Here is a 24,426-nt window from a genome sequence, read left to right as displayed (position 1 = left end):
TTACGCTAAGAGGATACTGTTTTGGTATCCTCTTTTTTAAATTATTTAAAATATATGGGGAAGGGGCGGTACTTGATTTCATTTTTCCTGATACTCTTTTGATGTAATCGCCTTCATGCCATATACTCCTGCGAGATTACCCAAGGAGGCTAGGGTTACCCTAACACCATGAAAGCTTGGCATCGTACTTTCCTTAATGATTTGATTTAGTTTATTGATGATATAAGGTTGAGTCATAATTCCACCACCAAGAACTATTAAGGAAGGGTTAAAGATATAAATCAAATTAACCAATCCATAGCTGATTTCTTTTACCCATTGGTCAATGAGTCTTTTTGCATCTTTACTATCGTGGTCAAAGGCAGAAAAAATAGCCTTACCATTATAAAACTCAGGGCTATGTGCTTTCGCTGTTCGAATAAGAGCTGTGGTGGAAGCATATTGCTCATAACAACCAAAGGAGCCGCAGCCACATGGTAAGCCACCAGGGTGAATCATCATATGACCCATTTCAGCTGCAACACCTTGCGCTCCCTTATAAAGCTTTTGATTTAAAAAGATAGCACCACCAATTCCTGTGCCATATGTTAGGCATAGAAAGTCATTCTCTCCTTTTCCGGCGCCATAGATAGCTTCTCCTATAGCTGCAGCATTGACATCATTTTCAACGCTAACTGGAACCTTAAATTTATCTTCTAGAATTTTCTTTAATTCCATCCCGGTATAGTTCGGAATATTATCATTTGCGTAAACGATTGTTCCATTTATAGAGTCTACCTGACCTGCGGTGCTGATACCAATGGTATCATAAGAATGCTGATTACCAATCTCCGTAATGATGGAAATAATGTTTTCTAATACCTTATCACCACCAAGCGAAGCTTCGGAAGGTCGTACGTCATCAAAGATCAAATCATCTCCATCAAAGTAGGCATATTTGATAGCGGTACCGCCAATATCAAGTGCGATAATTTTCATATGTTCCTCCATCCCGGCGCTTTAGCGCCATTTGGTATGTATTTATGCTAATTATAGCATTATATATATAGATAGCAAGAAAAATAAAAAAAATTTTCTTTTTTGGAAACTGAAAAGATAAATTATATAAAAATTAATAAATTTAACCCTTGACTTTTTGGCAATATGCACTTAAAATAAAGATAAATAAAAAATATTTTCACCAAAAACAAGAAAAACCACGAAAATTAGTGAAAATAATTTTCATAAATATCATTGAGGAACATCCTGGGGGGTTAGGAAATGAAAACTGATAAACCAGTGGATAAAAACATGATAGGGAATGAGACGAAGGTGGAAGAAAATATCACTTGGCTCACCGTAGAGGATTGTAGGCTTCGACTATCAGGTTTTGCATTTTATGAGGAAGATCATAGGTTAGAACGAGTTCCTAGCAGATTAAAGAGTGTATTTAAAGAAATTAATCCATGTCTTAATGAGCTTGGCGTACATACAGCAGGTGGACAGTTGTCCTTTCGATCCAATACCTCCAGAGTTTTTATTAAAGCGAAGATAACCACAGCACCCAATATGGTGAATATGACACCAGTTGCTCAATGTGGATTTGATTGTTATATCGGAGATAACCCTAAAGATTTAAAGTTCTTTGGTATTACAAAGTTTGACACATCAGCGAGTGAGTATACTTGTGAGGTTGTATCAAAACTGGATACAACAAAAGCAAAAGAATTTTTAATTCATTTTCCACTCTATGCAGGAGTGATGGAAGTGGAAATAGGAATTGATAGTAATGCAGTAGTAGAACCTCCTACTCCATATGAAAAAGAAGGCAAACTTATTTTTTATGGAACTAGCATAACACAGGGAGGTTGTGCAAGTAGACCAGGAATGGCATACACAAATTATTTGGCAAGAAAGCTTAATTTAGCACATTGTAACTTTGGTTTCTCCGGAAACGGTTTAGGGGAATATGAGGTTGCAAAGATGCTTTCTGAAATAGAGCAACCGCTTCTATATATCATTGATTATGAAGCAAATTCCGGAACGAATGGAAGAATGGTAAAATCACTTGATGACTTTGTTCATTGCCTTAGAGAAAGTCACAAAGAGGTGCCTATCTTAGTCGTATCCAGAGTCCCTCATATGATGGATTTTCTGGAGGAATCAACTACCTCCTTAAGAAATAGCTTAAGAGAGTTTCAAAGAGAAACGGTTGAAAAATTTAGAACACTTGGTGATAACGCTATTTATTTTTTAGATGGGTATACACTTTGGGGTGATGACTTTGATGAGTACACCGTTGATTTTATACATCCAACTGATTTAGGATTTTATTTTATGGGAAAAGGGTTGGAACCTATCATACGAGAAATACTGAATAAACATTAATATACAACTTTCACATGAGAAAGGAGAAATTTTCATGATTCCGTTTCATGTATTGGCAGATCAGGCATGGCAATATGAACTTATTGAGGAATTGAAAAAATCCTTACCATTTACCCTTTCAGAAGATGGCTTACCTGTTGAGGTAAAGCATCAAGGTATTGGAATTCAAGTAACAAAGAAGGATAATGTAAGACAAATTACAGTGGGAGATAAAAACCAGTTAGCAAGAGCATGGTACCTCATGCTTCGGAATGAATCTCTTAATGAATACGATATCAAGGAACAATGTAGCTTTGGAGATTTGGGTGTGATGCTAGATTGTTCTAGAAATGCAGTGATGAAACTGCCTACCCTATTAGAATACATAAGGCAGTTAGCAATATTTGGATATCATAGTTTACAACTATATACTGAGGATACGATTAGAATTGAGGAAGAACCGTACTTTGGTTATATGCGTGGAGCTTATACAAAAGAAGAAATAAAAAAGGTTGATGCTTACTGCGCAAAATTCGGCATAGAATTAGTGCCATGCGTACAAACATTAGCTCACATTAATCAGATTACAAGATATGAGCGTTACCAAGACATCATCGATGTGAATGATATTTTCTTAGTAGGAAATGAAAAAACATATCAATTAATTGAACGTATCATATCGACTGCATCCGAGTGTTTTACTTCAAGAAGAATCAACATCGGTATGGATGAAGCTCATATGCTTGGTTTAGGAAAATACCTAGATCAGAACGGTTATCAGAACCGTTTCACCATTATGGTTGAGCATTTAAAGAGAGTACAAGAAATTTTGCATCGTTATGGATTTACTGCAATGATGTGGAGTGATATGTTTTTTAGATTGCTTGCAAACGGTGAATATTATTCCCTTAAGGAAGAGCAGTTAAAAAGTGATTTATTACAACATGTACCGAAGGATATCGAGTTAGTTTACTGGGATTATTATTCAAGAGACTATCATCATTACGAACAGAACTTAGTGACACATTTTAGAATTTCAGACCGCATAGGTTTCGCTGCCGGTGCATGGAAATGGACTGGATTTGCACCAGAGAATAGCTTTAGCCAGGTGGCTGGTAAAGAAGCAATGAAGGCTTGTGTAGAAAAGGGAGTAAATACTTTCTTAGTAACCTGTTGGGGAGATAACGGCGCAGAAGCAAGTGCCCTCTCGGTGTTACCAACCCTGTTTTATTATGCGGAATTAGCTTATCAGTATGAAAGCCTTGTAGATAAAGAGTTTACCAAAGAGAAAGATTATTCCGAGTATTTTAAAGTTGCAACAGGAATTTCTTTTGCAGAATTTATGCTACTGGATAGTCCAAATGAAGTATTTGCAGAAACTACTTATACACACAGTAATGCTTGTAAGTTCTTATTATACAACGATGTGTTAATCGGAACATTTGATTCCATTGTGAAGAGTGAAACAAGGATAGCTTACGAAGACAAGAAGAATCAATTAGCTGCAGTAGCGAAGGCGGGTACAAGATATTCCTATCTATTTCAGACCCTATCAAGTCTATGTTCCCTATTAGAGGAGAAAGCAGACTTGGGAGTAGAGATAAAAAATGCATATGATAAAAAGGATTTTGATAGGTTACGTGAAATTGCTGAATCAAAAATTCCCGAAGTATTGAAGAGACTCGACCAGTTTATACGAGATTTTCGGTATCAATGGCATAAGGAGAACAAATCCTTTGGCTTTGAAATACAATTGATACGTCTTGGCGGATTAAAGGAAAGACTTTACTACGCAAAGGAACAAATTTTACTATGGACAGAAGGAGATATTGAACGGATCGACGAATTAGAAGAAGAGAGACTTCCATTTGCTTATTTTGAACAAGAGGATGGAAGTAGACTAAATTATAATTTGTGGAACGTTATTGTATCACCGGCTGTTATGGGATGAGGACAGACGAAATTTAAAAGGAGGATTATTTCATGATCAACAAGAAATTTAAAAAAGTTGTTTCTATGCTCTTAGTTGGCGCAATGGTAGTTTCTATGGCAGCCTGCGGTAAAAAGGGTGATGATAACAACAAGGGAAATCAAAGTAAAGATGGAGACAACAATAATAAGGTTGAGGCAACTAAAGCTCCTGCTCCAGAGAATGAGGAAACTGTAAAATCTTTAGCAGAGTATCCTAAGGTGGATTCCTTTAATTACTACAGTATTGGTGCTGGTATTACGGATGAAGAGTTCAACGCACTTGATTTAGCAAAGTTAGTGGAAGATCAAACCGGATACAAGGTTACCTATTCTCAGTCCCCTGCTGATCCAATGGACGCACAGACTGCAATCACTAACATCTTTATGTTAAAGCAGGACTATCAGGCAGTAAAGGTTGGTAAGGATCAATTCTATACATTATTGGCTATGGGTGCATTAAAACCTATTACTAAGTATATTGAAGGTTCTACAAACTTAAAAGATCAGATCTCTGAATTTGGTTGGGGAACTGCATCCAAAGATGGTGAAATTTACGCAATCCCACAGAAAAATGCTTTCGCAAGTACTGCTGTTGGTATTTGTTATCGTAAGGATTGGTTAGAGGAATACAATGTAGCAAATCCAAGTGCTCAGATTCCAGTTCCATCCGAAGAAAATGGATATTCCATGTCATTAACAGATTATAAAACAATGTTAACATACTTTGCTACAAAGGTTCCAGCAGGCGGATATGCTATGGCGGTTGATACTAATGTCGTTTACATGGAAAACATCTTACCAGCATTCGGTATCTATCATGAGTGGGCAGACATTAATGGACAACTTACTTATGTAGTAAATCAGCCAGGCTTTGCAGAATATGCAGCTTATATGGAAGACCTTTATGACAACGGCTTAATTCTTTACCAAGCAACTTCTGATGATGCTGGTGCAGTGAAATCACTTCAGTCTAGAACTGCAGGTGCTGGACGTATTGCTCACTGGAATGCATTTGCAATCGAAACTACAAATGCAAAAGAAGGAACAGATCTTTCTACCTATACAGATGATAGCATTGGCTATATCTCCGCACTTGTTCCAGATGATTGCAAGGGTGATAAGAGTAAGGTTAGAGTTTTTGCAGCAGAAGGTTATGTTTACTACACTGTAATTCCAAACTTTGCTACAGAGGAACAGGCAGCAGCTTATGTTGATTTTGCAGATAAGAAATTAGATAAAGATTTCTTCCTTAAGTTAGTACTTGGTACAGAAGGTGATACTTATAGCATCGTGGATGGTCAGTACTATCCAATTCTTCCAGCTTTCAATGATAAGCAGGGATTCTCTGATAAGTTCATTGATGGTACAAGAGAAAATGACTATGCAGCATACTGGTTATGCCGTGTTAGAAAGACAGCAGCACAGGAGAAGATGTTTAGTCAATCTAACTACAATGTTGGTGCAACAGGTATCCAAAACCCTGTTACTGTAATGCCTCCAAACGAAGCTTATGACACATATTATAATGCAGCAAATATTGAAGTTAAGAATGCAATTGTAATCTCTATGTTCCAAAAGGATGTTCCATTTGATTTAGCAGCAATTCAGGCTAAGTTTGATGAGTATGAAGGTAAGGCTGTTACAGAATCAGTAAACAACTGGTATGGATCTTGGGATTTAAAAGATCAGTTTAATACAGTAAGAGCTAGATAGTTTTGTATTATTATGGTTGGGGCGTTTGCAAGGGTATGACTGCAACAGCCCCAATCTTTCAAAATTGCATCACCTGGATACGTAGGTGCCTGACAAATGGGGTAAGGCCACTACGTATTCCGGTGATGGAACTTAAGGAGGTAAACCAAATTGGTTAGGATATTGAAGAAAGTTAAGCAAAAGACAGGTAAAGAAAGCTTTCGTGCTCAGATGAAGCAACACGGTAATTTATTCATCTTCTACATTCCAGCAGTGGTGTTTTCCATATTATTTTCCTACATACCGATGGCTGGTCTTATCATGGCTTTTAAAGCGAATCCGAATCTTTTGGGAAGTTCATCCGCAATAAGAGGTATATTAGATGCAAAATGGGTTGGGTTTGATAACTTTGTTAAGATATTTAGTAAACAAGAAGTTATTCATGCTTTATACAACACCTTAATTATCAGTACTTTAAAAATTGTAATCGTATTCCCAATTCCAATCGCGTTAGCAATTCTCATTAACGAAATGCGTGGTAAAGTAATCCGTAAGTCATTAGAAGTATCAATGTATATTCCTTATTTCTTATCATGGGCTACCATTGGAGGTATCTTCATTGCCTTATTAAATAAGGATACTGGTTTTGTTAATAACGTGTTAGCTTATTTTGGACATAACCGTGTAAACTTTATTACAAGTAATGCTACGTTTCGTTCTGTAATGGTAACAACAACTGCTTGGAAGGATATTGGATGGAGCACCATTACTTATATGGCTGCTATCACAGCATTAGATCGTAACCAAATTGAAGCTGCAAAAATTGATGGCGCAAGTAAGTGGCAACAGATTCGTTATGTTACCCTACCTGGAATCATGCCAGTTATTGCTGTTATGTTAATTCTTAGAATTGGTTCTATTATGAATGCAGGCTTTGAACAAATATTTGTATTCTATTCACCATATGTTCAAGCAAGCGGTGATATCCTTGGAACTTATACTTATCGTTTGGTAAGGGAAGCAGCGTTGATCCCACAATATGCGTTATCAACTGCTGTAGGATTCTTTAACTCAGTTGTCGCATTAATCTTAGTGGTCGGTGGTAACTTCATCTCTAAAAAGTTCTTCAACCGCGGAATATGGTAGGAGGGGTCATAGATGATAAAGAATAAAGTAAAAGCACATTTAACCAAAGAAGAAAGAATCAAAAATCATATCCGTAGGGCGATGCTACTTTGCCTTATGGTATCCCTCGGTATCTTATTTGCCCAATTTATTGATAAACGCTTTAGCGAGAGTACCAAACGCTTTATGGACATTGCCTTTGCAATCCTATGGGCGGTTATGACGGTTGAAGGCGTAGTTCGTATTCTTCGCATTAGTAAGAAATCAGGATTTCACGAATATATTAAGTTTGACAAGGCAGAGTTTATATATCTAATAGCATCTGCAGTGATAGTTCCAGTATCCTTATTTGTACCGAGTCTTCTCTGGGCTAGAATTATCTGTATCTTTAAGTTACCAAATGTACTTCGAAGATATAACGATGAAAATGTATTTCAGATTTTAGCAAAAGGAATTGCAATCATATTAATACTTTTCTTTTTTGTTCCATTTTTAAATGTATTTGCAAGTGCAGTATCTGCACCTGGTCAAATCATTAATATCGTTCCGAAAAACGTTGATCTCTTTGCGATGAAGTACGTACTATCAGACAAAGCATTCCTTCGTTCCTTTGGAAACTCGATTTTTATTACTTTGGTAGGTACTTTAATATCTGTTGTTTCCATGGCAATGGCAGCTTATCCACTTTCTAAGCCACATATGCCACTAAGAAAAACAATGATGATGTTCTTTATGATAGTAATGCTTTTCTCAGGTGGTATTGCACCAAACATATTACTTGTTAATGCACTTGGCATAATGGATACCATCTGGGCATTAATTTTACCATCTGTAGTTATGGTTTATTACCTACTATTATTAAAAGGATTCTTTGAAAGTATTCCAGTGGAATTAGAAGAATCTGCGAAGTTAGATGGTGCAAGCAATTTTAGTATTCTTTTTAAGATTATTATGCCAATTGCTTCTCCTATGATTGCAACAGTATCCTTCTTTACTGCAATCACCTACTGGAATAACATTAACAATCCAATTCTTTATATAACAAATAACAAATCCATCTATCCGGTTCCTATGTACATTAAAAACTTCCTTGGTCAAAATCCAATGGAGATAGCAATGAACAACCCAACCTTATTAACTTACTGGGATGGAATTAAGATGAGTTATGTATTAATGTCAATTGTACCAATTGCCATAGCTTACCCATTTATCTTTAAATATTTAAAGAACGATGTGTCTGCAGGTGCAGTAAAAGGCTAAAATAAATGAATGTGCCTGCGTTATTTCGGCCTAAAACACAACACACAAAACGCAGGGATGGAGGTTAGTATGAAGTACGATATAGCAATTATAGGCGGTAGTTTAGGTGGAGTTCAAGCTGCTATCAGTGCAGCAAAGCAAAACAAAAAGGTTTATCTGTGTGAAGAAACAGACTGGATAGGCGGTCAATTAACCTCACAGGCAGTTCCACCGGATGAGCATCCATGGATTGAGGAATTTGGTGCTACTAAGCGTTATTTGGACTTCCGTAAGTCTGTTCGTGACTATTATCGCAGCATACCGGAATTTAAGGATGAAGTAAGACAAAAGGAATGTTTTTGCCCAGGTAACTCTTGGGTATCCCGTGTCGCACACGAACCTAAGGTGGCGTTTCAATTATTTGAAGATGAAATCGCAGAGTATCTACAGGATGGACGTCTAACCCTTGAATATTTCACAGTAGCAGTCGATAGCGTTGTAGAAAATGATACAATAAAAAGTGTTACAGTGAAAAACCTTCAAACGAAGGAAGAAAAATCTATTGAGGCTGAGTATTTTCTTGATGCTACAGATTGCGGTGACTTGCTACCAATCGTTGGTGCAGAATATCGTACCGGTGCAGAAAGCAAGGAGTTAACAGGAGAGTTACATGCACCTGAGGTTGGAGATCCTTATGATATGCAGCCAATTACCTGGGTAGCTGCACTTGAATTAAATCCTGACGGGGATTATAAACTCGAAAAGCCAGAAAAATATGATTACTTTGCAAGTTTAGGTGTCCCATACGATAACAACTTACTATTTAGCTGGTGGATGGCAGATGCTCATACACAGAAGAAGACATTTCTTCCGATGTTTGACGGAGAGTATGAGGGGAAACCGCTTGGACTTTGGAGCTATCGTAGAGTTATAGATACAGCGAATTATACCGATGGAAGAAAAGAAGTTACCTTATTAAACTGGCCACAAAATGATTTTGCACTAGGTAATGTATTTGAAGATAAGGATGCAAAAGAAAACTTAGAATTATCTAGACAGCAGACACTTTGCTCTATTTACTGGTTACAAAATGAAGCTCCAAGAGTTGATGGAGGGAAGGGTTATGCAGTAAAACTTCGCCCAGACATCATGGGAACTGAGGATGGTCTAGCAAAGGCTGCTTATATTAGAGAGTCCAGAAGAATTGTAGCAAAGAAAACAATTTGTGAACAAGATGTTAGTAAACGTAATAATGACCTTCCACCTAAGTTAGTGGATTCTGTAGGTGTTGGACATTATGCAATTGATATCCATATGACGACAAAATCACATAGCTTTTTATACGATGCTACGTATCCATTCGAGATACCATTATCTTCTATGATACCAGTACGTATGAAGAATCTGTTACCAGCATGTAAAAATATTGGATCTACCCACTTAACAAGTGGATGTTATCGTTTACATCCAGTAGAATGGAACGTTGGTGAGGTGGCAGGTTATGCAGCAGCATATTGTATTGACCATAAAGTTACATTCGAAGAGTTATTAACTAGCGAATTAAAGACATTCCAAGATGAACTTGAACGAGAAGGTGTACAGCTTCATTGGGATTTTTCTAAGATGTCAGTGTGAAAAGAAATTCTAAGTCAGCACAATACGCTGACTAAGAATTTCTAAGTTTCACACTAGAAGAATAAAAATGAAATCCATTGGAATTTCATTTTTATTCTTCCGGCCTACTGAACAAACATGTTTTTTAGTGTAAAAAGAATTTCTAAGGCGCCAAAAGACGCCACCTAAGAAATTCTAAAACTTTACACTTCCTACTACTGAGTAGGCATGTTTTCAAAGTATATAATTGATATGAGGCGCAGTGGTGCCTGTGAGATGCTTTTATCAATCTTAATAGGTACAAAAAAGATGCGCAGGGACTAAGAGACACAGCTTGTACCTGCGTATCTTTGACACAAGCTTAATATGCGCATACGCGCGGGAACGAGGTAAAAATGAAAGATACAAAGAAGGTGGTCTTATTACCGCTGGATGAGCGACCATGTAATTTTAAATTTCCTTATCAAATTTTTGATAGTGAGGATTTTATTATAGATAGGATAGAACCGCTAGGAGACAAGAAGATTCCGGCTGATGTCAGTGAGGTTTCACGGATGTTAAAGGAAAAATGCAAAGATGCAGATATTGCGGTTTTGGCGATGGATACCTTACTTTATGGTGGACTAATACCATCTAGACTTCATCATTTTACGAAAGAAGAGGTAATGGAACGCCTTAATCTACTACGTGAAATCAAGAGCCAAAACAATAACTTAAAAATCTATGCTTTCCAATGTATCATGCGTTGCCCGAAATATTCTAGCAATGATGAGGAACCAGACTATTATGAATATTGTGGAGAGCAGATTCATCAGCTAGGAAATGCTATTCACAAAGAAAAATTAGGGATTTCTAGTGATTATAATAGGGAAGAACTTCTTTCTAAGATTAAGAAAGAGGATTTAGAAGATTATGAAAATCGTAGGGAGTTTAATCGCTCATTTAATCTTGAGGTTTTAAAACTGGCGAAAGAAGGAGTTCTAGAATTCCTAATTATTCCGCAGGATGATTCAGCACCTTATGGTTATACAGCAATGGATCAAATCTCCGTACGTAAAGAAATTTTAGAAAATTGTCTTTCTGATAAAGTTATTGTTTACCCTGGAGCAGATGAGGTAGAGATGACCTTACTATCTCGTGCTATGAATGAGGTTATGGTAAAGCGTCCGAAAGTATATGTAAAATATGCTTCCGTTCATGCTCCTTATTTAATACCTTCTTATGAGGATAGATCCCTTGGGGAGACCGTCAGATATCATATTATGGCAGCTGGATGTATTCAGGTGGATAGTGTGTCGGAAGCAGATTTTGTACTTGCCTTATCTGCACCAGCAAGAAAGATGCTAGAAGCTGTAACACAGCCTGCATCCAACGCAGATTATGATGTAGAACGCAATCTTACAGAATTTGTGTATGCGATTGAAACTTATATTTCCGAGGGGAAACCAGTTACAATTGGAGATAATGCATACGCAAATGGTAGTGATCTAGAACTTGTTGCAATTCTTAACCAAAAAGAGTTATTATTAAAGGTGGCAGGTTATGCTGGCTGGAATACCTCATCGAATACGATAGGTACTGCGTTGGCTGAGGGCGTTAAATATCTCTATTATGGAAGCAATAAGAAACATATGGAGTTTTTACTTCTTCGATATTTAGAAGATGCAGGTTACTGTGGATTCATTAGAAAAGAAATCACCGAGAAAGAATTGCCCGCATTAGGAATGAATTATTTCGATATCAAAGAACAGAACGGTGTTGTTAGTGAACTGGTAAAGAAGTATCTGCAGGACTTTGCGGATACAAAACTTACATCAATCACGAAACATATTCTGATTGAGGATATAAAAATGCCATGGCGCCGTATGTTTGAGACAGACATTACGGTATCATATCGATAAAATCTTGGGAGGCCTACTATGAATCAAAACAAAGAGATACTTGACCAAATTAGAGGGGGCTTGGTGGTGTCTTGTCAGGCATTATCAACAGAACCTTTATATAGTTCTTATATTATGAGCAGAATGGCATATGCTGCACAGCTTGGTGGAGCTGTCGGCATTCGTGCCAATACACCGGAAGATATAATAGAAATTAAAAAGACCGTAAATCTTCCTGTTATCGGTTTATATAAGCAGGTATTTGAAGACAGCGATGTCTACATAACGCCGACGATAGAAGCTGTTCGTGATATTGTTGCTGCAAACGCGGAGATTATTGCAATCGATGCAACAAACCGCTTACGTCCGCATGGAATCTCTTTGGATGACTTTTTTAAAGAAGTAAGAGAGATGTATCCGAATCAATTGTTTATGGCTGACTGTGCTACTTATGAAGAGGCAATCCATGCATATGAAATAGGATTTGATTTGGTTGGAACAACCCTTTGTGGTTATACAGAGCAGACCAAAGGTGTGGCGATACCTAATTTCGAGTTGTTGCAAAAGCTAGCAAATTATAGTAAAATTCCGGTAATAGCAGAAGGGGGCATCTGGTCGCCGGAACAATTAAAACAGGCATTGGAATGTGGAGTACATGCAGCTGTTGTAGGTACTGCAATAACTAGACCAATGGATATTACAAAACGTTACGTACAAGCAATCCAAAAATAAGGGGAGGTACTTATGGCAGAAGGAATATTTGCAAGAATTGAAAGTTCATATTCAAAATTTACGAAATCAGAGAAAATCGTAGCTGATTTTGTCTTTGAGAATCCGGAGAAGGTATTATATACATCGATTACAGATTTGGCTGAGATTTGTGGAGTTGGGGATACTACGGTATTTCGTTTCTGTAAAGCGCTCAAATTGAATGGTTATCAGGAGTTTAAGATGTTTTTGGCACAGGATATTGCAGTGAGAACAGGCTCTGATTATACCATTAATGGCTCGGTTAGTCAGGATGATGATATACAAACCATATGCAAAAAAGCATTGGCTGTTGACATCGCTGCTCTAACGGAAACATTTGAGGGCTTAAACTTTGAAGCTGTAACGAAGGTAGTGGATATGATATCCAACGCGAACAAAGTTCAGTTCTTTGGCATGGGTTCCTCTGGCGTTATTGCGTTAGAAGCTAAGATGAAGTTTATGAGAATTCTACCGAATGTAGAACATATTGCGGACTGCCATATGCAGTTTATGTCTGCTGCACTTTTATCAAGCCGTGATTTGGCGATTATTTTCTCTTACTCTGGATCCACAAAAGATTCCATAGAGATTGCTAATCTTGCAAAGTCCAATGGCTGTAAAGTTGTCAGCATTACAAGATATGTCAACTCACACCTTGCAAATATATCAGATGTTGTCATCCCATGTGGTTCCAATGAAGGACCTTTAGATGGTGGTGCATCCTCTACTTCCATGGTACAATTTTATATTTTGGATATTTTGTATTTATTATATTTTACAAAGCATTATCATCAATCTAAATTAAATAAAGCGAAGACGACGGAATCCATTTCATCTAAGATTTTATAACTTGGAGTGGGTGGACTTTTTATGCCCATCAGGGGCTTTTTCCTATTGAATCAGTGAGTCGTCCAGAGAATATGTATTGTTTAAAATGGAGGCAAAATGAAAGATTGTCAGGTTCACATCGAAGGTTTGTGTATAGAAACCTCATTTATATACGATTTTACCAGTCATGGAGAATTATTTCCGATTGATTATGTTTCGATAGAGGCAAAAGAAGATAATAAAGATGCAAATAATAGCATTCAAATAGATAGTAATCGAAAAGATAAGTTACACCTATTAACAACGAATCAATTAAGTGATATAACTCTTGCTACGCTTTCAAACTCTCTTGTGATTTGCATGGATGAGAATCAAGCGGTGTCGGAATCCTCATTTGTTATAGAGGGTGAGATTTATAGTACTGAAATTGGCTCCACTACTTCATTACAGAGAGTAAAAGCTGCCAGTGTAGCTATGATTGTATATCTAGAGGGAGAGTTAACCACACTTAAGAATTCCTTACTAAGCGAAGATAAGAATATAGCGTTTGGAGAGAACAATTCTTTTGCTAAGCAGGTTTTTGAGAGCTTTTTAAAAGGAGATGTTGTTCGTTATAAGCTAGGAGTAAACTATATGAGTACTCTTGGTCTCGCATCTCTTATCGAAAAACGTATGGATTCCACTAGCGTATTTCTTACTGTAGATTCCAAAGAATATGCAACAGTCGAAGAGGATAACTTTTTATTAGAAGGAAAATTAGAACATTTTCATAAGAACAAGAAATATGAATTAAGAATTATGTACGGAGACGGTAGAGAAGAGTCATTCAGAGAAATGACAGCTTTTGTTGCAAGTGAAAGCTTCTCAGTGTCCGTTCCATTAACACTTGGTGCAAACTATATCGATTGTACTCTAGTAGAAGATGGTATAGAAATTTCTGATTCGAAGCATACACATATTGTTTTTTATAAACAAACAAGTAATCAGCCAAAAGAAATTATCATGTGGGCGGAACAGTATGTAAATGCGGAGACCACTAAAACAGTGGAAAGAATAGAATCCTTAATTCAGACAGCAAAGGATGCTGGCATTACCGCTTTTGCACTTGATGTAAAGGGATGTGAAGGGTATGCAGCCTATAGGAAATCTACCTTAACCAATGTAAAATATATGACAGAAACGACAAATCCAAAGAAAGCTTTCCAAATGGAGATTGATTTCTTAGAAGAGTTTGTAAAAGCTGCGCATGCAAGTGGATTAAGGGTTTATGCGAGTTTTAACTTCTTCGTGGAAGGAAATATCGCTTCAAATGACTTTGCAATCGACTTGCCAAATACTCATCCAGATTGGGCAGAAGTACTTCATGTTCCAGAAGATCAAGGGGAGTTAAAAAGCGTATTAGAAACCAAAAGAAACTGTATGCTATGCTATGTAAATCCAGCAAATAAAGAAGTTCAGGATTTTGAGTTATTGCGTGTAAAGGAACTACTAGATAATTATGAAGTCGATGGCGTAATCATGGACCGTACAAGATACGATAATCAATATGCGGATTTTAGTGAAGTTACTAGAATCCAGTTTGTAGAGTATCTTAAGAGTAAAGGAAAAGAGTTAGTTCATTGGCCAAAAGATATTTATTCCTTTGATGCGGAACAAAAGATGATTTTCGGACCGTTATATCTAGATTGGCTTACCTTTAGAAGCAGTATAATTCAAGGCTTTGCAAGGAGATTAAGAGGAATAGTTGATGAATATGCAAAAAATCAAAAGAGACCAATTGCTTTAGCAGCGTATGTTGGATCTTGGTTCGACTTGTATTATCAAAACGGTGTGAACTGGGGTAGTAAGGACTTTAGATATAATGAGAGACTGAATTTCCCTGTATCAAAGCTTTATACGGAGGATTACAGTAAAACTAGCTATGTAGACTATATCGATTTCCTTATGATTGGCTGCTATTATGGAACTTCAGAGATGATTGAAAAGTATACAACGATCGGTAATATCGTAACAAATCATAAGGTTCCAATGATGGCATCGATGAGTCTTCCAGATCTTAATACCGAAGAATTGTTGAAAATCGGAACAAAAGCTTGTATCGATTTCAGTGATGGAACAATGATTTTTGATTTGTGCTACACTGATTGGAATATGTTAAGACCTGCTTTGAAAGAAGCACTGACTAAGTAATTAAATAGTGATAAACAAGAAAGAGTTCTTCGTGAAACGAACTTTTCCTTGTTATAAATAGACACCCTGTGGTAAACAAACCATAGGGTGTTTCGTTGTAATATACCACATGAAACAGATGGTCATATCCGTAAGCAATGATAATCATAGATTCAAACAAGAGATATCATTTCGCGGGGAACAGATAATCATTGTTATTGACTTACATAGATAATCTAGGTATAATATGCCTAGACAATCGAGGTATAAAAGGAGGTATTGGATGAATATTGATAAGAATTTACTAAGTGGAAGCCATATCTTATTAATTCTCTCTCTGATTAAAGAAGAAGAGATGTATGGGTATCAAATGATTGTAGAACTTGCAGGTAAGTCAGAAAATGCATTTCAACTAAAGGAAGGAACACTTTACCCTATTCTTCACACGTTAGAGAAAGAGAAGTATGTAACGTCCCGCATGATGGAAGCAGAGAATGGAAGAAAGAGAAAATATTATAAAATAACTGATAAAGGATCAAAACTACTAACCAAAAGAACGCAGGAATGGGAGTATTTCGCGCAAAAAGTTAATCTTGTTGTATTAGGAGGCTAAATGATGGGAAAGAGTCAAGAAACAACAATGATGGATATCTACCATTGGTGCCACGAAGCGAGCAGATATATCTGTTTTAAACCTGATAGAGTGGAAGTTTACCAAGAACTACTCGCTCATATTTTTGATAAGGTAAATGACTTTGAAAACTGTGGCATGAAGCGTGAAGAAGCGATGAAAGCTGCTGTTGAGGAGATGGGAGATGCAACAGAGATTGGGCTTATGATGAGAAAAATACATAAGCCATACTTGGGTTATCTTTGGAGAGTCACTCAGGTACTGTTGGTGTTATCCTTTTTGTTAATATTCTATGTCTGTCGTCAAGCTGGAGGGATTAGAAATATGATTGAGGAGCTAAAACCACAGAAGGACTATTGGGAACAGAATCGTGAGGTATATGATAGAGATAGTGCATACGAGTTAGTAGCAGATTTAACTCCGAATTGTGAAGCAAGGATTGATGGTTACCAATTGTCTATTCCTAAGGTGGTTCATTGGAAATTTGAATATGAGGAAGATGGGAAGGTATATCAAAGTGATACCTTTAAGTTTATAGTAAAAGCCAAACATAGTCCGTTTTTAGATGCTCCCAAGGGAATCTTAGAGCATCTGACAGCGATTGATAACCTCGGAAATTATTATACAGACGTTTCTGGGTATACGAGGGGACCTAGTGTCGTGGGAAATCTAACAGTGAAACGATTGTTTAGCAGCCAGTTTGAGATGTGGGTAGATAAATTATCACCTGATGCAGAATGGATCGAATTACAGTACGATTTTTTGGGAAGAAGTTTTAGACTTCGCATACCCACGATAGGAAGGGGGACCTATGATTAGATTACCGAGATTAAAGAGAAGGCAGCGAGTTATCCGCAATTTAGTTATAGTATTTCTTTTATTGATTATATGGTTATTTGTTGTCGATTTCGCAAGTTTTACTCCTGAAGGGGCATTTAGAAGACTTGAAAAGGCATATTTAAGCGGACCGTCAGAGATTCTTGTGATAAGAGATGATCCAAACTTTTTTAATACAAAAATCGTATTATCTACATATCAGGATTATATACAGGTTGGCAAGGTTTATAAGTCCAATCACTTGTGGAAAGGTATGGGCTTTTTCAGTTAAAAAAGCCATGGTGATATAACGGTGATCCCACACGACACTCTCGGGCTTAACAATAGCGCGATTTTTGTAGTAACAAACATGAAAGATTCGATGAGAGCGGAAATGACAATCAATTTTGAATTTGCGGATCGTAATGAGAATAAGACATCAAATATTTTCACATATGAGGGTACAAGAGAAGCAGATGGGGTTTATTTTTTTCAAATAGAGAATCAAAAAGAAACTAAGTTTGCATGGGAAAAAGATGCCAATTTGGAACATTTGATTGAAATGTTGGGAGGGCTTGCAGAAATTAGATATAACGTATCAGAAAGCTACCCTTTTCAGCTACGCTTTTATTCGGAAGAAGGGGAACTGATATTGGAGGAAAATATAGAGTTTAATACTAATTATCTTTATGGGAAGGAATGAGATAGTATTAATCATATAATAAATTTAGTTTGAAGGTATAAAGCTAAACGAAAAGATCTTATCTAAAAAATGCAACGTACAAAATAAACCAGATTATAGCTCTACTTTTGGACTTAGCAAAGAATTCTAATATCAGATTTTATTAGAAAGGAGCTGTGCACCAGCGGTTTTTCAACCACTAGTGCACAGCCCCTTCTTTTTATTACAACAAATAAAACAATAACTGCTTATTTGTCAGTATTTACTTTGAATTACTCAGCCATCTTTACAAGCTTCTCGTATTTCTCCTTAGCATCCTTCTCAGCCTTTGCAAATAATTCTGCAGCTCTTTCTGGATTTGTTCTGCTAAGTCTGTTGTAACGAACCTCGCTCTGAAGGAATTCTTGGTAGCTAGCCTTTGGAGCCTTAGAATCTAACACGAATGGATTCTTTCCTTCTTCTTTTAAAGTAGGATTGAATCTGAATAAGTGCCAGTAACCAGCTTCAACAGCACGTTTCTCTTCTGTCTGAGCACCTGTCATACCGCCCTTGATACCATGGTTGATACATGGAGCATAAGCGATAATTAAGGATGGACCTGGATAGTTCTCAGCTTCTGTGATAGCCTTGATACACTGATTGTAATCAGCACCCTGAGCGATCTGTGCTACATATACGTAGCCATAGCTCATAGCAATTTGAGCAAGGTCTTTCTTCTTAACTTCTTTACCAGCAGCAGCGAACTGAGCGATAGCACCTGTTGGTGTAGCCTTAGAGGACTGTCCACCTGTATTGGAGTAAACTTCAGTATCGAATACCATGATGTTTACATCCTGGCCGGAAGCGATTACGTGGTCAAGACCGCCGAAACCGATATCGTAAGCCCAACCGTCACCACCAAAGATCCATTGAGACTTCTTAGCTAAGAAGCTCTTGTTCTTTAAGATGTTTTCTCTATCTGCATTGTCACATCCGCAAGCTTCTAATGCAGCGAGTAAATTCTTAGTAGCAGGAGCATTTGCAGTGGAGTTATTCTGTGTTGCAAGGAACTCTTCAGCAGCAGCCTTAACATCAGCACTTGATGAATTAGCTACTAAATTCTCTGTAGAATCGATAAGGCGTTTTCTAAGAGCTGTTTGAGCTAATTGCATACCGAAACCGAATTCAGCATTATCCTCGAATAAGGAGTTAGCCCAAGCTGGACCCTTGCCTTCTTTATTAACTGTATAAGGTGTAGAAGGAGAAGAACCACCCCAGATAGAAGAACATCCAGTAGCGTTTGCAATATACATTCTATCACCATATAACTGAGTAACTAATTTAGCGTAAGGTGTTTCACCACAACCAGCACAAGCTCCGGAGAACTCAAGTAATGGCTGTTTGAACTGGCTACCCTTAACAGTTGTCTCTTTGAATTTCTCAAGGATTTCAACAGGAGTTTCTAAGGATGCAGCGTAATCAGCATACTTCTGATCATCGTAGTGGTTCTCAAGTAAATCCATGCTAAGAGCCTTATTACCCTTAACTTCTGGACAAACATGAGCACAGCTTCCACAACCTGTACAGTCAAGTACGGAGATAGTGATAGCAAACTTCTTGCCTTCTACTTGCTTCATAGTAACCATCTTCATGCCTTCTGGAGCATTAGCAGCTTGTTCTTCGTTCATAACAACTGGACGGATTACTGCATGTGGACATACGTAAGAACAAAGGTTACACTGTAAACAAATTTCTGGATTCCATACTGGAACGTCGATTGCAATACCACGTTTCTCGTATGCAGCTGTTCCTAGAGGTACAGTACCATCTGCATTGTCAACGAAAGCAGAAACTGGAAGACTGTTACCGTCCTGAGCATTTACCTTGTGAAGAATTGTGTTAACATAATCAAGAACTTCTGGTCTACCAACAGTTGCTTTAGCAGCTAAGTCCTCGTCGGAAGCGTTAGCCCATTCAGCAGGAACTTTAATTTCAACGAGACCATCAACACCACGGTCAATTGCGGTATGGTTCATCTTAACGATGTCATCACCCTTCTTAGAATAAGAAGCAGTAGCAGCATCTTTCATATATTTTACAGCATCCTCAATAGGAATGATGTTAGCTAATTTGAAGAAAGCAGCCTGAAGGATAGTATTAATACGTCCACCAAGACCAACTTCTTTACCAATCTGGATACCGTCGATGGTGTAGAACTTAATGTTGTTCTGAGCCATATAACGTTTTACCTGACCAGGAAGGTTCTTCTCGATTTCTTCCATGTTCCAAGAACAGTTAAGGAGGAATGTACCACCCTTCTTAAGATCCTGTACCATGTTATATCTTCTAACGTAAGCTGGCATGTGACATGCAACGAAGTCAGCTTTGTTGATTAAGTAAGTGGATTTGATTGGGCTATCACCGAAACGTAAGTGGGAGATAGTAACACCACCGGATTTCTTGGAGTCATAATCAAAGTAAGCCTGAGCGTACTTATCTGTATGGTCACCGATAATCTTGATGGAGTTCTTATTAGCACCTACAGTACCATCAGCACCAAGTCCCCAGAACTTACAAGCTGTTGTACCCTTGTTAGCTGTATCTGGATTCTCTGTGATATCAAGAGAAAGATGAGTTACATCATCGTTGATACCGATTGTGAAATTCTTCTTATCCTTGTTGTTGTAAACAGCGATAATCTGAGCTGGTGTAGTATCTTTGGAACCTAAACCATAGCGGCCTGTTAATACAGGAAGATTATGGAATTGTGTATCCTTAAGAGCAGCTACAACGTCTAAGTATAAAGGCTCACCAAGAGCACCTGGCTCTTTTGTTCTATCAAGAACAGTAATCTGCTTAACAGATGCAGGAATAGTCTCTAATAAATGCTTAGCGGAGAATGGTCTGTAAAGACGAACTTTGATAAGACCAACCTTAGCACCACTTGCATTCATATGGTCGATTGTCTCTTCGATAGTATCGCAAACTGAACCCATAGCAATGACAACATGCTCTGCATCAGCAGCACCGTAGTAGTTGAATAATTTATAGTCAGTACCGATTTTAGCGTTAACCTTGTCCATGTAAACTTGAGTAAGTTCAGGAATTGCATCATAGTATTGGTTACAAGCTTCTCTTGCCTGGAAGAATACGTCAGGGTTCTGAGCAGTACCTCTTTGAACTGGGTGTTCTGGATTTAAAGCTCTATTACGGAATGCATCTACAGCTTCCATATTAGTCATTTCTTTTAAATCTTCGTAATCCCAGATAGAGATTTTTTGAATTTCATGAGATGTTCTAAATCCATCAAAGAAATGGATAAATGGAACACGACCGTCGATAGCTGTTAAGTGAGCAACAGCACCTAAGTCCATAGTTTCCTGAACATTACCGGAGCAAAGCATAGCAAATCCTGATTGACGACAAGCGTAAACGTCGGAATGATCGCCAAAGATGGAAAGTGCATGACTTGCAAGAGCACGTGCAGAAACATTAATAACGCCTGGTAATAACTCACCAGCGATCTTATACATATTAGGGATCATTAATAATAAACCTTGGGACGCGGTGTAGGTTGTAGTTAATGCACCTGCCTGTAAAGAACCGTGAACAGCACCTGCTGCACCTGCTTCAGATTGCATCTCGGATAATAATACTTCGTGTCCGAAGATGTTCTTTCTTCCCTGAGTTGCCCACATATCTGTGTAGTCAGCCATTGGTGAAGATGGTGTGATTGGATAGATTGCCGCTACATCGGTAAATGCATATGACACGTGTGCCGCAGCGGTATTACCATCCATGGTTTTCATTTTTCTAGCCATGTTTGAATATCCTCCTTATATAATGGTAATTGTAACTTTCCTCAATTACCTAGGTTTAATGTATTTTAAAAAATACCTACATAAAAGAGTATCACTAAACTATTAATTAGTAAAGGCTTTCTTTTGTTTTCTGGCGAAATTTAAGTAAATTTTACAAACAAATAAAGAAATATAAGAAATTATTAATGAAACGTGTAAAAACTGTAAAAATATGGTGTGATCTTTACACTTATTATAATACGGAAAGAACTCAGATTAGAAATTAACATACTAAAAATTAACAGTAACTACCTAAATATAATAAGTATGATTTTTTGATTTTCTGTCATACTACATCCATACAATTGAAAACTATGTATGAAATTCAATTCATGGACATATAAATGAACTAGAAGATTAGAGGTTAAATGTTGACCAAATCATATGTGAGACAATTGTTTTTATCGGTAGAAAGAAAGATTTGTGTCGATAAGGATTTCATAATATATCCCTTTGGTCTTGTTGACAAGAGGTTTTGAATACGATATAATACTTTGAATATTGGTATTATATCGTTTTTATGCTTATTAGCTTGACTGCAGAGATATATTCACAAGATAATAATGTAGTATGGAGGAAGGGTATTTTAATGGCGGAGAAGAAGAATATTTTGACCTATGAAGGGCTGAAACAATTAGAGGATGAGTTACAAGATTTAAAAGTAAACAAAAGAAAAGAAGTTTCTCAGAAGATTAAAGAGGCCAGAGAACAAGGTGATTTGTCAGAGAATGCAGAATACGACGCAGCGAAAGACGAGCAAAGAGATATAGAGGCAAGAATCGAAGAAATCGATAAGATTTTAAAGAATGCCGAAGTTGTCGTAGAAGATGAGGTTGACGTTGACACCGTAAACATTGGCTGTCTAGTTAGAATTTTAGATATGGAATTTAACGATGAATTAGAATATAAAATTGTAGGTTCTACCGAAGCGAATAGCTTAAAGGGAAAAATCTCAAATGAGTCACCAGTAGGTAAAGCATTAATTGGCGCAAGAAAAGATGATGTGATTGAAATCGAGATCAATGGCAACAGCTTTAAATATAAAGTTCTTGAGATTCAAAAATCAAATTAAGATTTATATTGGCTGCAATGCGCAGAGGAAAGAGCGACCATAAAAGGTGCAACAGCATTTTAAATGGTCGCTTTCTGCAATATGAGATGCCAATAAACGGAAAGGATGAAAACAGTGGCAGAGGAGAATAAGGTTCAAAACGCAAATAACGCGCAAGATGTAAATGAATTAATTAAAGTAAAAATGCAAAAGCTTGCTGATTTACAAGAAGCAGGAAAAGATCCGTTTCAGATTATGAAGTATGATGTGACTCATCATACTATAGATGTCAAAGATAACTTTGAGAATTTAGAAGGTCAAATCGTAGCAATTGCTGGTAGAATTATGACAAAGCGAGTGATGGGTAAAGCTTCCTTTATCAATATTCAGGACAAGCTTGGTAATATTCAATCCTATATTCAAAGAGACAGCATAGGTGAGGAAGAATATGCTGGATTTAAGAAGTTTGATATCGGTGATATCGTAGGTATCAAAGGAGAGGTATTCAAAACACACGCAGGGGAAATCTCAGTACGTGCAAATGAAATTCTTCTATTATCAAAATGTTTACAAGTATTACCTGAAAAGTTCCATGGTTTAACAGATACAGATACAAGATATCGTCAAAGATATGTAGACTTAATGATGAATCCAGAAGTAAAAGAGACATTTATTAAGCGTTCTGCAATCATCCGTGAAATCCGTAATTATTTAGATGGAGAAGACTTTATTGAAGTAGAAACTCCAGTTTTAGTTAAGAATGCAGGTGGTGCTGCTGCAAGACCATTTATGACACATCACAATTCTTTAGATGAAGACTTAAACCTAAGAATATCCTTAGAATTATATTTAAAGAGATTGATTGTTGGTGGTTTAGAAAGAGTATATGAAATCGGTAGAGTATTCCGTAACGAAGGCTTATCTGTTCGTCATAACCCTGAATTTACTCTACTTGAGTTATATCAAGCATACACTGATTATAACGGAATGATGGATTTAACAGAAAAATTATTCCGTACCGTGGCAGAAAAAGTAATTGGTACAACAAAGATTTCCTATGAAGGTGTTGAAATCGACTTAGGCAAACCATTTGAGCGTATTACCATGGTAGAAGCAGTAAAGAAATATAAAGGTATTGACTTTGATCAGGTTAAGACAGAAGAAGAGGCTAAGGCTCTTGCAAAAGAGCATCATGTTTCTTTTGAAGACAGACATAAAAAGGGTGATATCTTAAGCTTATTCTTCGAAGAATTTGTAGAAGAGCATCTAATACAACCAACCTTTGTAATAGATCATCCAGTTGAAATTTCTCCACTTACAAAGAAGAAACCAGAGAACCCAGAGTACACAGAGCGATTTGAGTTGTTTGTGACTAAGAGAGAAATGGCAAATGCATACTCTGAGTTAAATGATCCAATCGATCAAAGAGAACGTTTTGTGGCACAAGAAGCATTAAAAGCTGCTGGAGATGAGGAAGCAAACTCCATGGACGAAGATTTCCTAAATGCATTAGCATATGGTATGCCTCCAACTGGTGGTATCGGTATTGGAATCGACCGTCTCGTAATGTTATTAACGGATTCTTCTGCAATCCGCGATGTATTATTGTTCCCTACTATGAAGAGCCTAGATAAATAAAATAGTAAAATGATAGAAGCACCATTGCTTATAGAATTAAAATATAGGTAATGGTGTTTTTTCTAAACTAAGAGAATTTAGTTTATTTCCATATTTAACAACTATACTTCTGCTTTTATAAAATACATAGAATGCTGTTTCTGATTTTGGTAAAA

Annotated in this window: 17 protein-coding genes and 1 pseudogene; 16 read left to right on the top strand and 2 right to left on the bottom strand. The window is 37.1% G+C overall.

All coding sequences use genetic code 11. The features are described 5' to 3' along the window. Positions 1–78: 78 nt before the first annotated feature. Positions 79–978 carry an ROK family protein gene (locus CPHY_RS18520; RefSeq protein WP_012201570.1) on the bottom strand — a complete coding sequence of 300 codons (900 nt, stop codon included), beginning with the start codon at positions 976–978 and terminating at the stop codon, positions 79–81. Between the two features lie 282 nt (positions 979–1,260). Between CPHY_RS18520 and CPHY_RS18515 the strand changes: the two genes are divergently transcribed. The 14 genes from CPHY_RS18515 (at position 1,261) to CPHY_RS18450 (ending at position 17,764) form a co-directional block, all read left to right on the top strand. Next, positions 1,261–2,367, top strand: coding sequence for an SGNH/GDSL hydrolase family protein (locus CPHY_RS18515; protein WP_012201569.1), 1,107 nt, complete (start codon positions 1,261–1,263; stop codon positions 2,365–2,367). Between the two features lie 34 nt (positions 2,368–2,401). After that, positions 2,402–4,297, top strand: a complete 1,896-nt coding sequence (locus CPHY_RS18510) for a beta-N-acetylhexosaminidase (RefSeq protein ID WP_012201568.1) — start codon at positions 2,402–2,404, stop codon at positions 4,295–4,297. A 32-nt stretch (positions 4,298–4,329) separates the two neighbouring features. Next, complete coding sequence (locus CPHY_RS18505; RefSeq protein ID WP_012201567.1) at positions 4,330–6,030, top strand: type 2 periplasmic-binding domain-containing protein; 1,701 nt, start codon at positions 4,330–4,332, stop codon at positions 6,028–6,030. 150 nt (positions 6,031–6,180) lie between these two features. Further along, positions 6,181–7,155, top strand: a complete 975-nt coding sequence (locus tag CPHY_RS18500; RefSeq protein WP_012201566.1) for an ABC transporter permease — start codon at positions 6,181–6,183, stop codon at positions 7,153–7,155. Between the two features lie 12 nt (positions 7,156–7,167). Next, on the top strand, positions 7,168–8,394 hold the full coding sequence (locus tag CPHY_RS18495) for a carbohydrate ABC transporter permease (protein WP_012201565.1): 1,227 nt from the start codon (positions 7,168–7,170) through the stop codon (positions 8,392–8,394). 69 nt (positions 8,395–8,463) lie between these two features. After that, positions 8,464–10,008, top strand: coding sequence for an FAD-dependent oxidoreductase (locus CPHY_RS18490; RefSeq protein WP_012201564.1), 1,545 nt, complete (start codon positions 8,464–8,466; stop codon positions 10,006–10,008). Positions 10,009–10,382: 374 nt separating this feature from the next. Further along, entirely contained in the window at positions 10,383–11,888 is a 1,506-nt protein-coding gene (locus CPHY_RS18485; protein WP_012201563.1) for a DUF4127 family protein, read from the top strand. A gap of 18 nt (positions 11,889–11,906) precedes the next feature. Further along, entirely contained in the window at positions 11,907–12,599 is a 693-nt protein-coding gene (locus CPHY_RS18480; RefSeq protein WP_012201562.1) for an N-acetylmannosamine-6-phosphate 2-epimerase, read from the top strand. Between the two features lie 12 nt (positions 12,600–12,611). Next, complete coding sequence (locus tag CPHY_RS18475) at positions 12,612–13,466, top strand: MurR/RpiR family transcriptional regulator (protein WP_012201561.1); 855 nt, start codon at positions 12,612–12,614, stop codon at positions 13,464–13,466. 96 nt (positions 13,467–13,562) lie between these two features. Beyond that, positions 13,563–15,635, top strand: a complete 2,073-nt coding sequence (locus CPHY_RS18470) for a family 10 glycosylhydrolase (RefSeq protein ID WP_012201560.1) — start codon at positions 13,563–13,565, stop codon at positions 15,633–15,635. Positions 15,636–15,897: 262 nt separating this feature from the next. After that, positions 15,898–16,227 carry a PadR family transcriptional regulator gene (locus CPHY_RS18465; RefSeq protein WP_012201559.1) on the top strand — a complete coding sequence of 110 codons (330 nt, stop codon included), beginning with the start codon at positions 15,898–15,900 and terminating at the stop codon, positions 16,225–16,227. Between the two features lie 3 nt (positions 16,228–16,230). Further along, complete coding sequence (locus tag CPHY_RS18460; protein WP_157668759.1) at positions 16,231–17,064, top strand: permease prefix domain 1-containing protein; 834 nt, start codon at positions 16,231–16,233, stop codon at positions 17,062–17,064. Beyond that, positions 17,057–17,353 carry a hypothetical protein gene (locus tag CPHY_RS18455; protein ID WP_012201557.1) on the top strand — a complete coding sequence of 99 codons (297 nt, stop codon included), beginning with the start codon at positions 17,057–17,059 and terminating at the stop codon, positions 17,351–17,353. Before CPHY_RS18460 ends, CPHY_RS18455 begins: the two co-directional genes overlap by 8 nt. Before the next feature lie 78 nt (positions 17,354–17,431). Then, the gene (locus CPHY_RS18450) at positions 17,432–17,764 is read left to right on the top strand and encodes a hypothetical protein (protein WP_157668758.1); all 333 of its coding nucleotides are present in this window, start codon (positions 17,432–17,434) and stop codon (positions 17,762–17,764) included. Positions 17,765–18,015: 251 nt separating this feature from the next. On the opposite strand, the gene nifJ is transcribed toward CPHY_RS18450, so the two are convergent. After that, positions 18,016–21,543 (bottom strand): pyruvate:ferredoxin (flavodoxin) oxidoreductase, encoded by a 3,528-nt coding sequence (gene nifJ, locus CPHY_RS18445; RefSeq protein WP_012201555.1) that lies wholly within the window; start codon positions 21,541–21,543, stop codon positions 18,016–18,018. A gap of 628 nt (positions 21,544–22,171) precedes the next feature. On the opposite strand from nifJ, the gene greA reads away from it, so the two are divergent. Continuing rightward, positions 22,172–22,654 (top strand): transcription elongation factor GreA, encoded by a 483-nt coding sequence (gene greA / locus CPHY_RS18440; RefSeq protein WP_012201554.1) that lies wholly within the window; start codon positions 22,172–22,174, stop codon positions 22,652–22,654. A gap of 114 nt (positions 22,655–22,768) precedes the next feature. Next, a pseudogene (gene lysS, locus CPHY_RS18435) lies at positions 22,769–24,262 on the top strand (lysine--tRNA ligase); the annotation flags it as partial. Positions 24,263–24,426: the final 164 nt, after the last annotated feature.

It is taken from the genome of Lachnoclostridium phytofermentans ISDg (assembly GCF_000018685.1).
Lineage (GTDB): Bacteria > Bacillota > Clostridia > Lachnospirales > Lachnospiraceae > Lachnoclostridium > Lachnoclostridium phytofermentans.
This window is presented reverse-complemented; position numbering and strand designations above follow the sequence as displayed.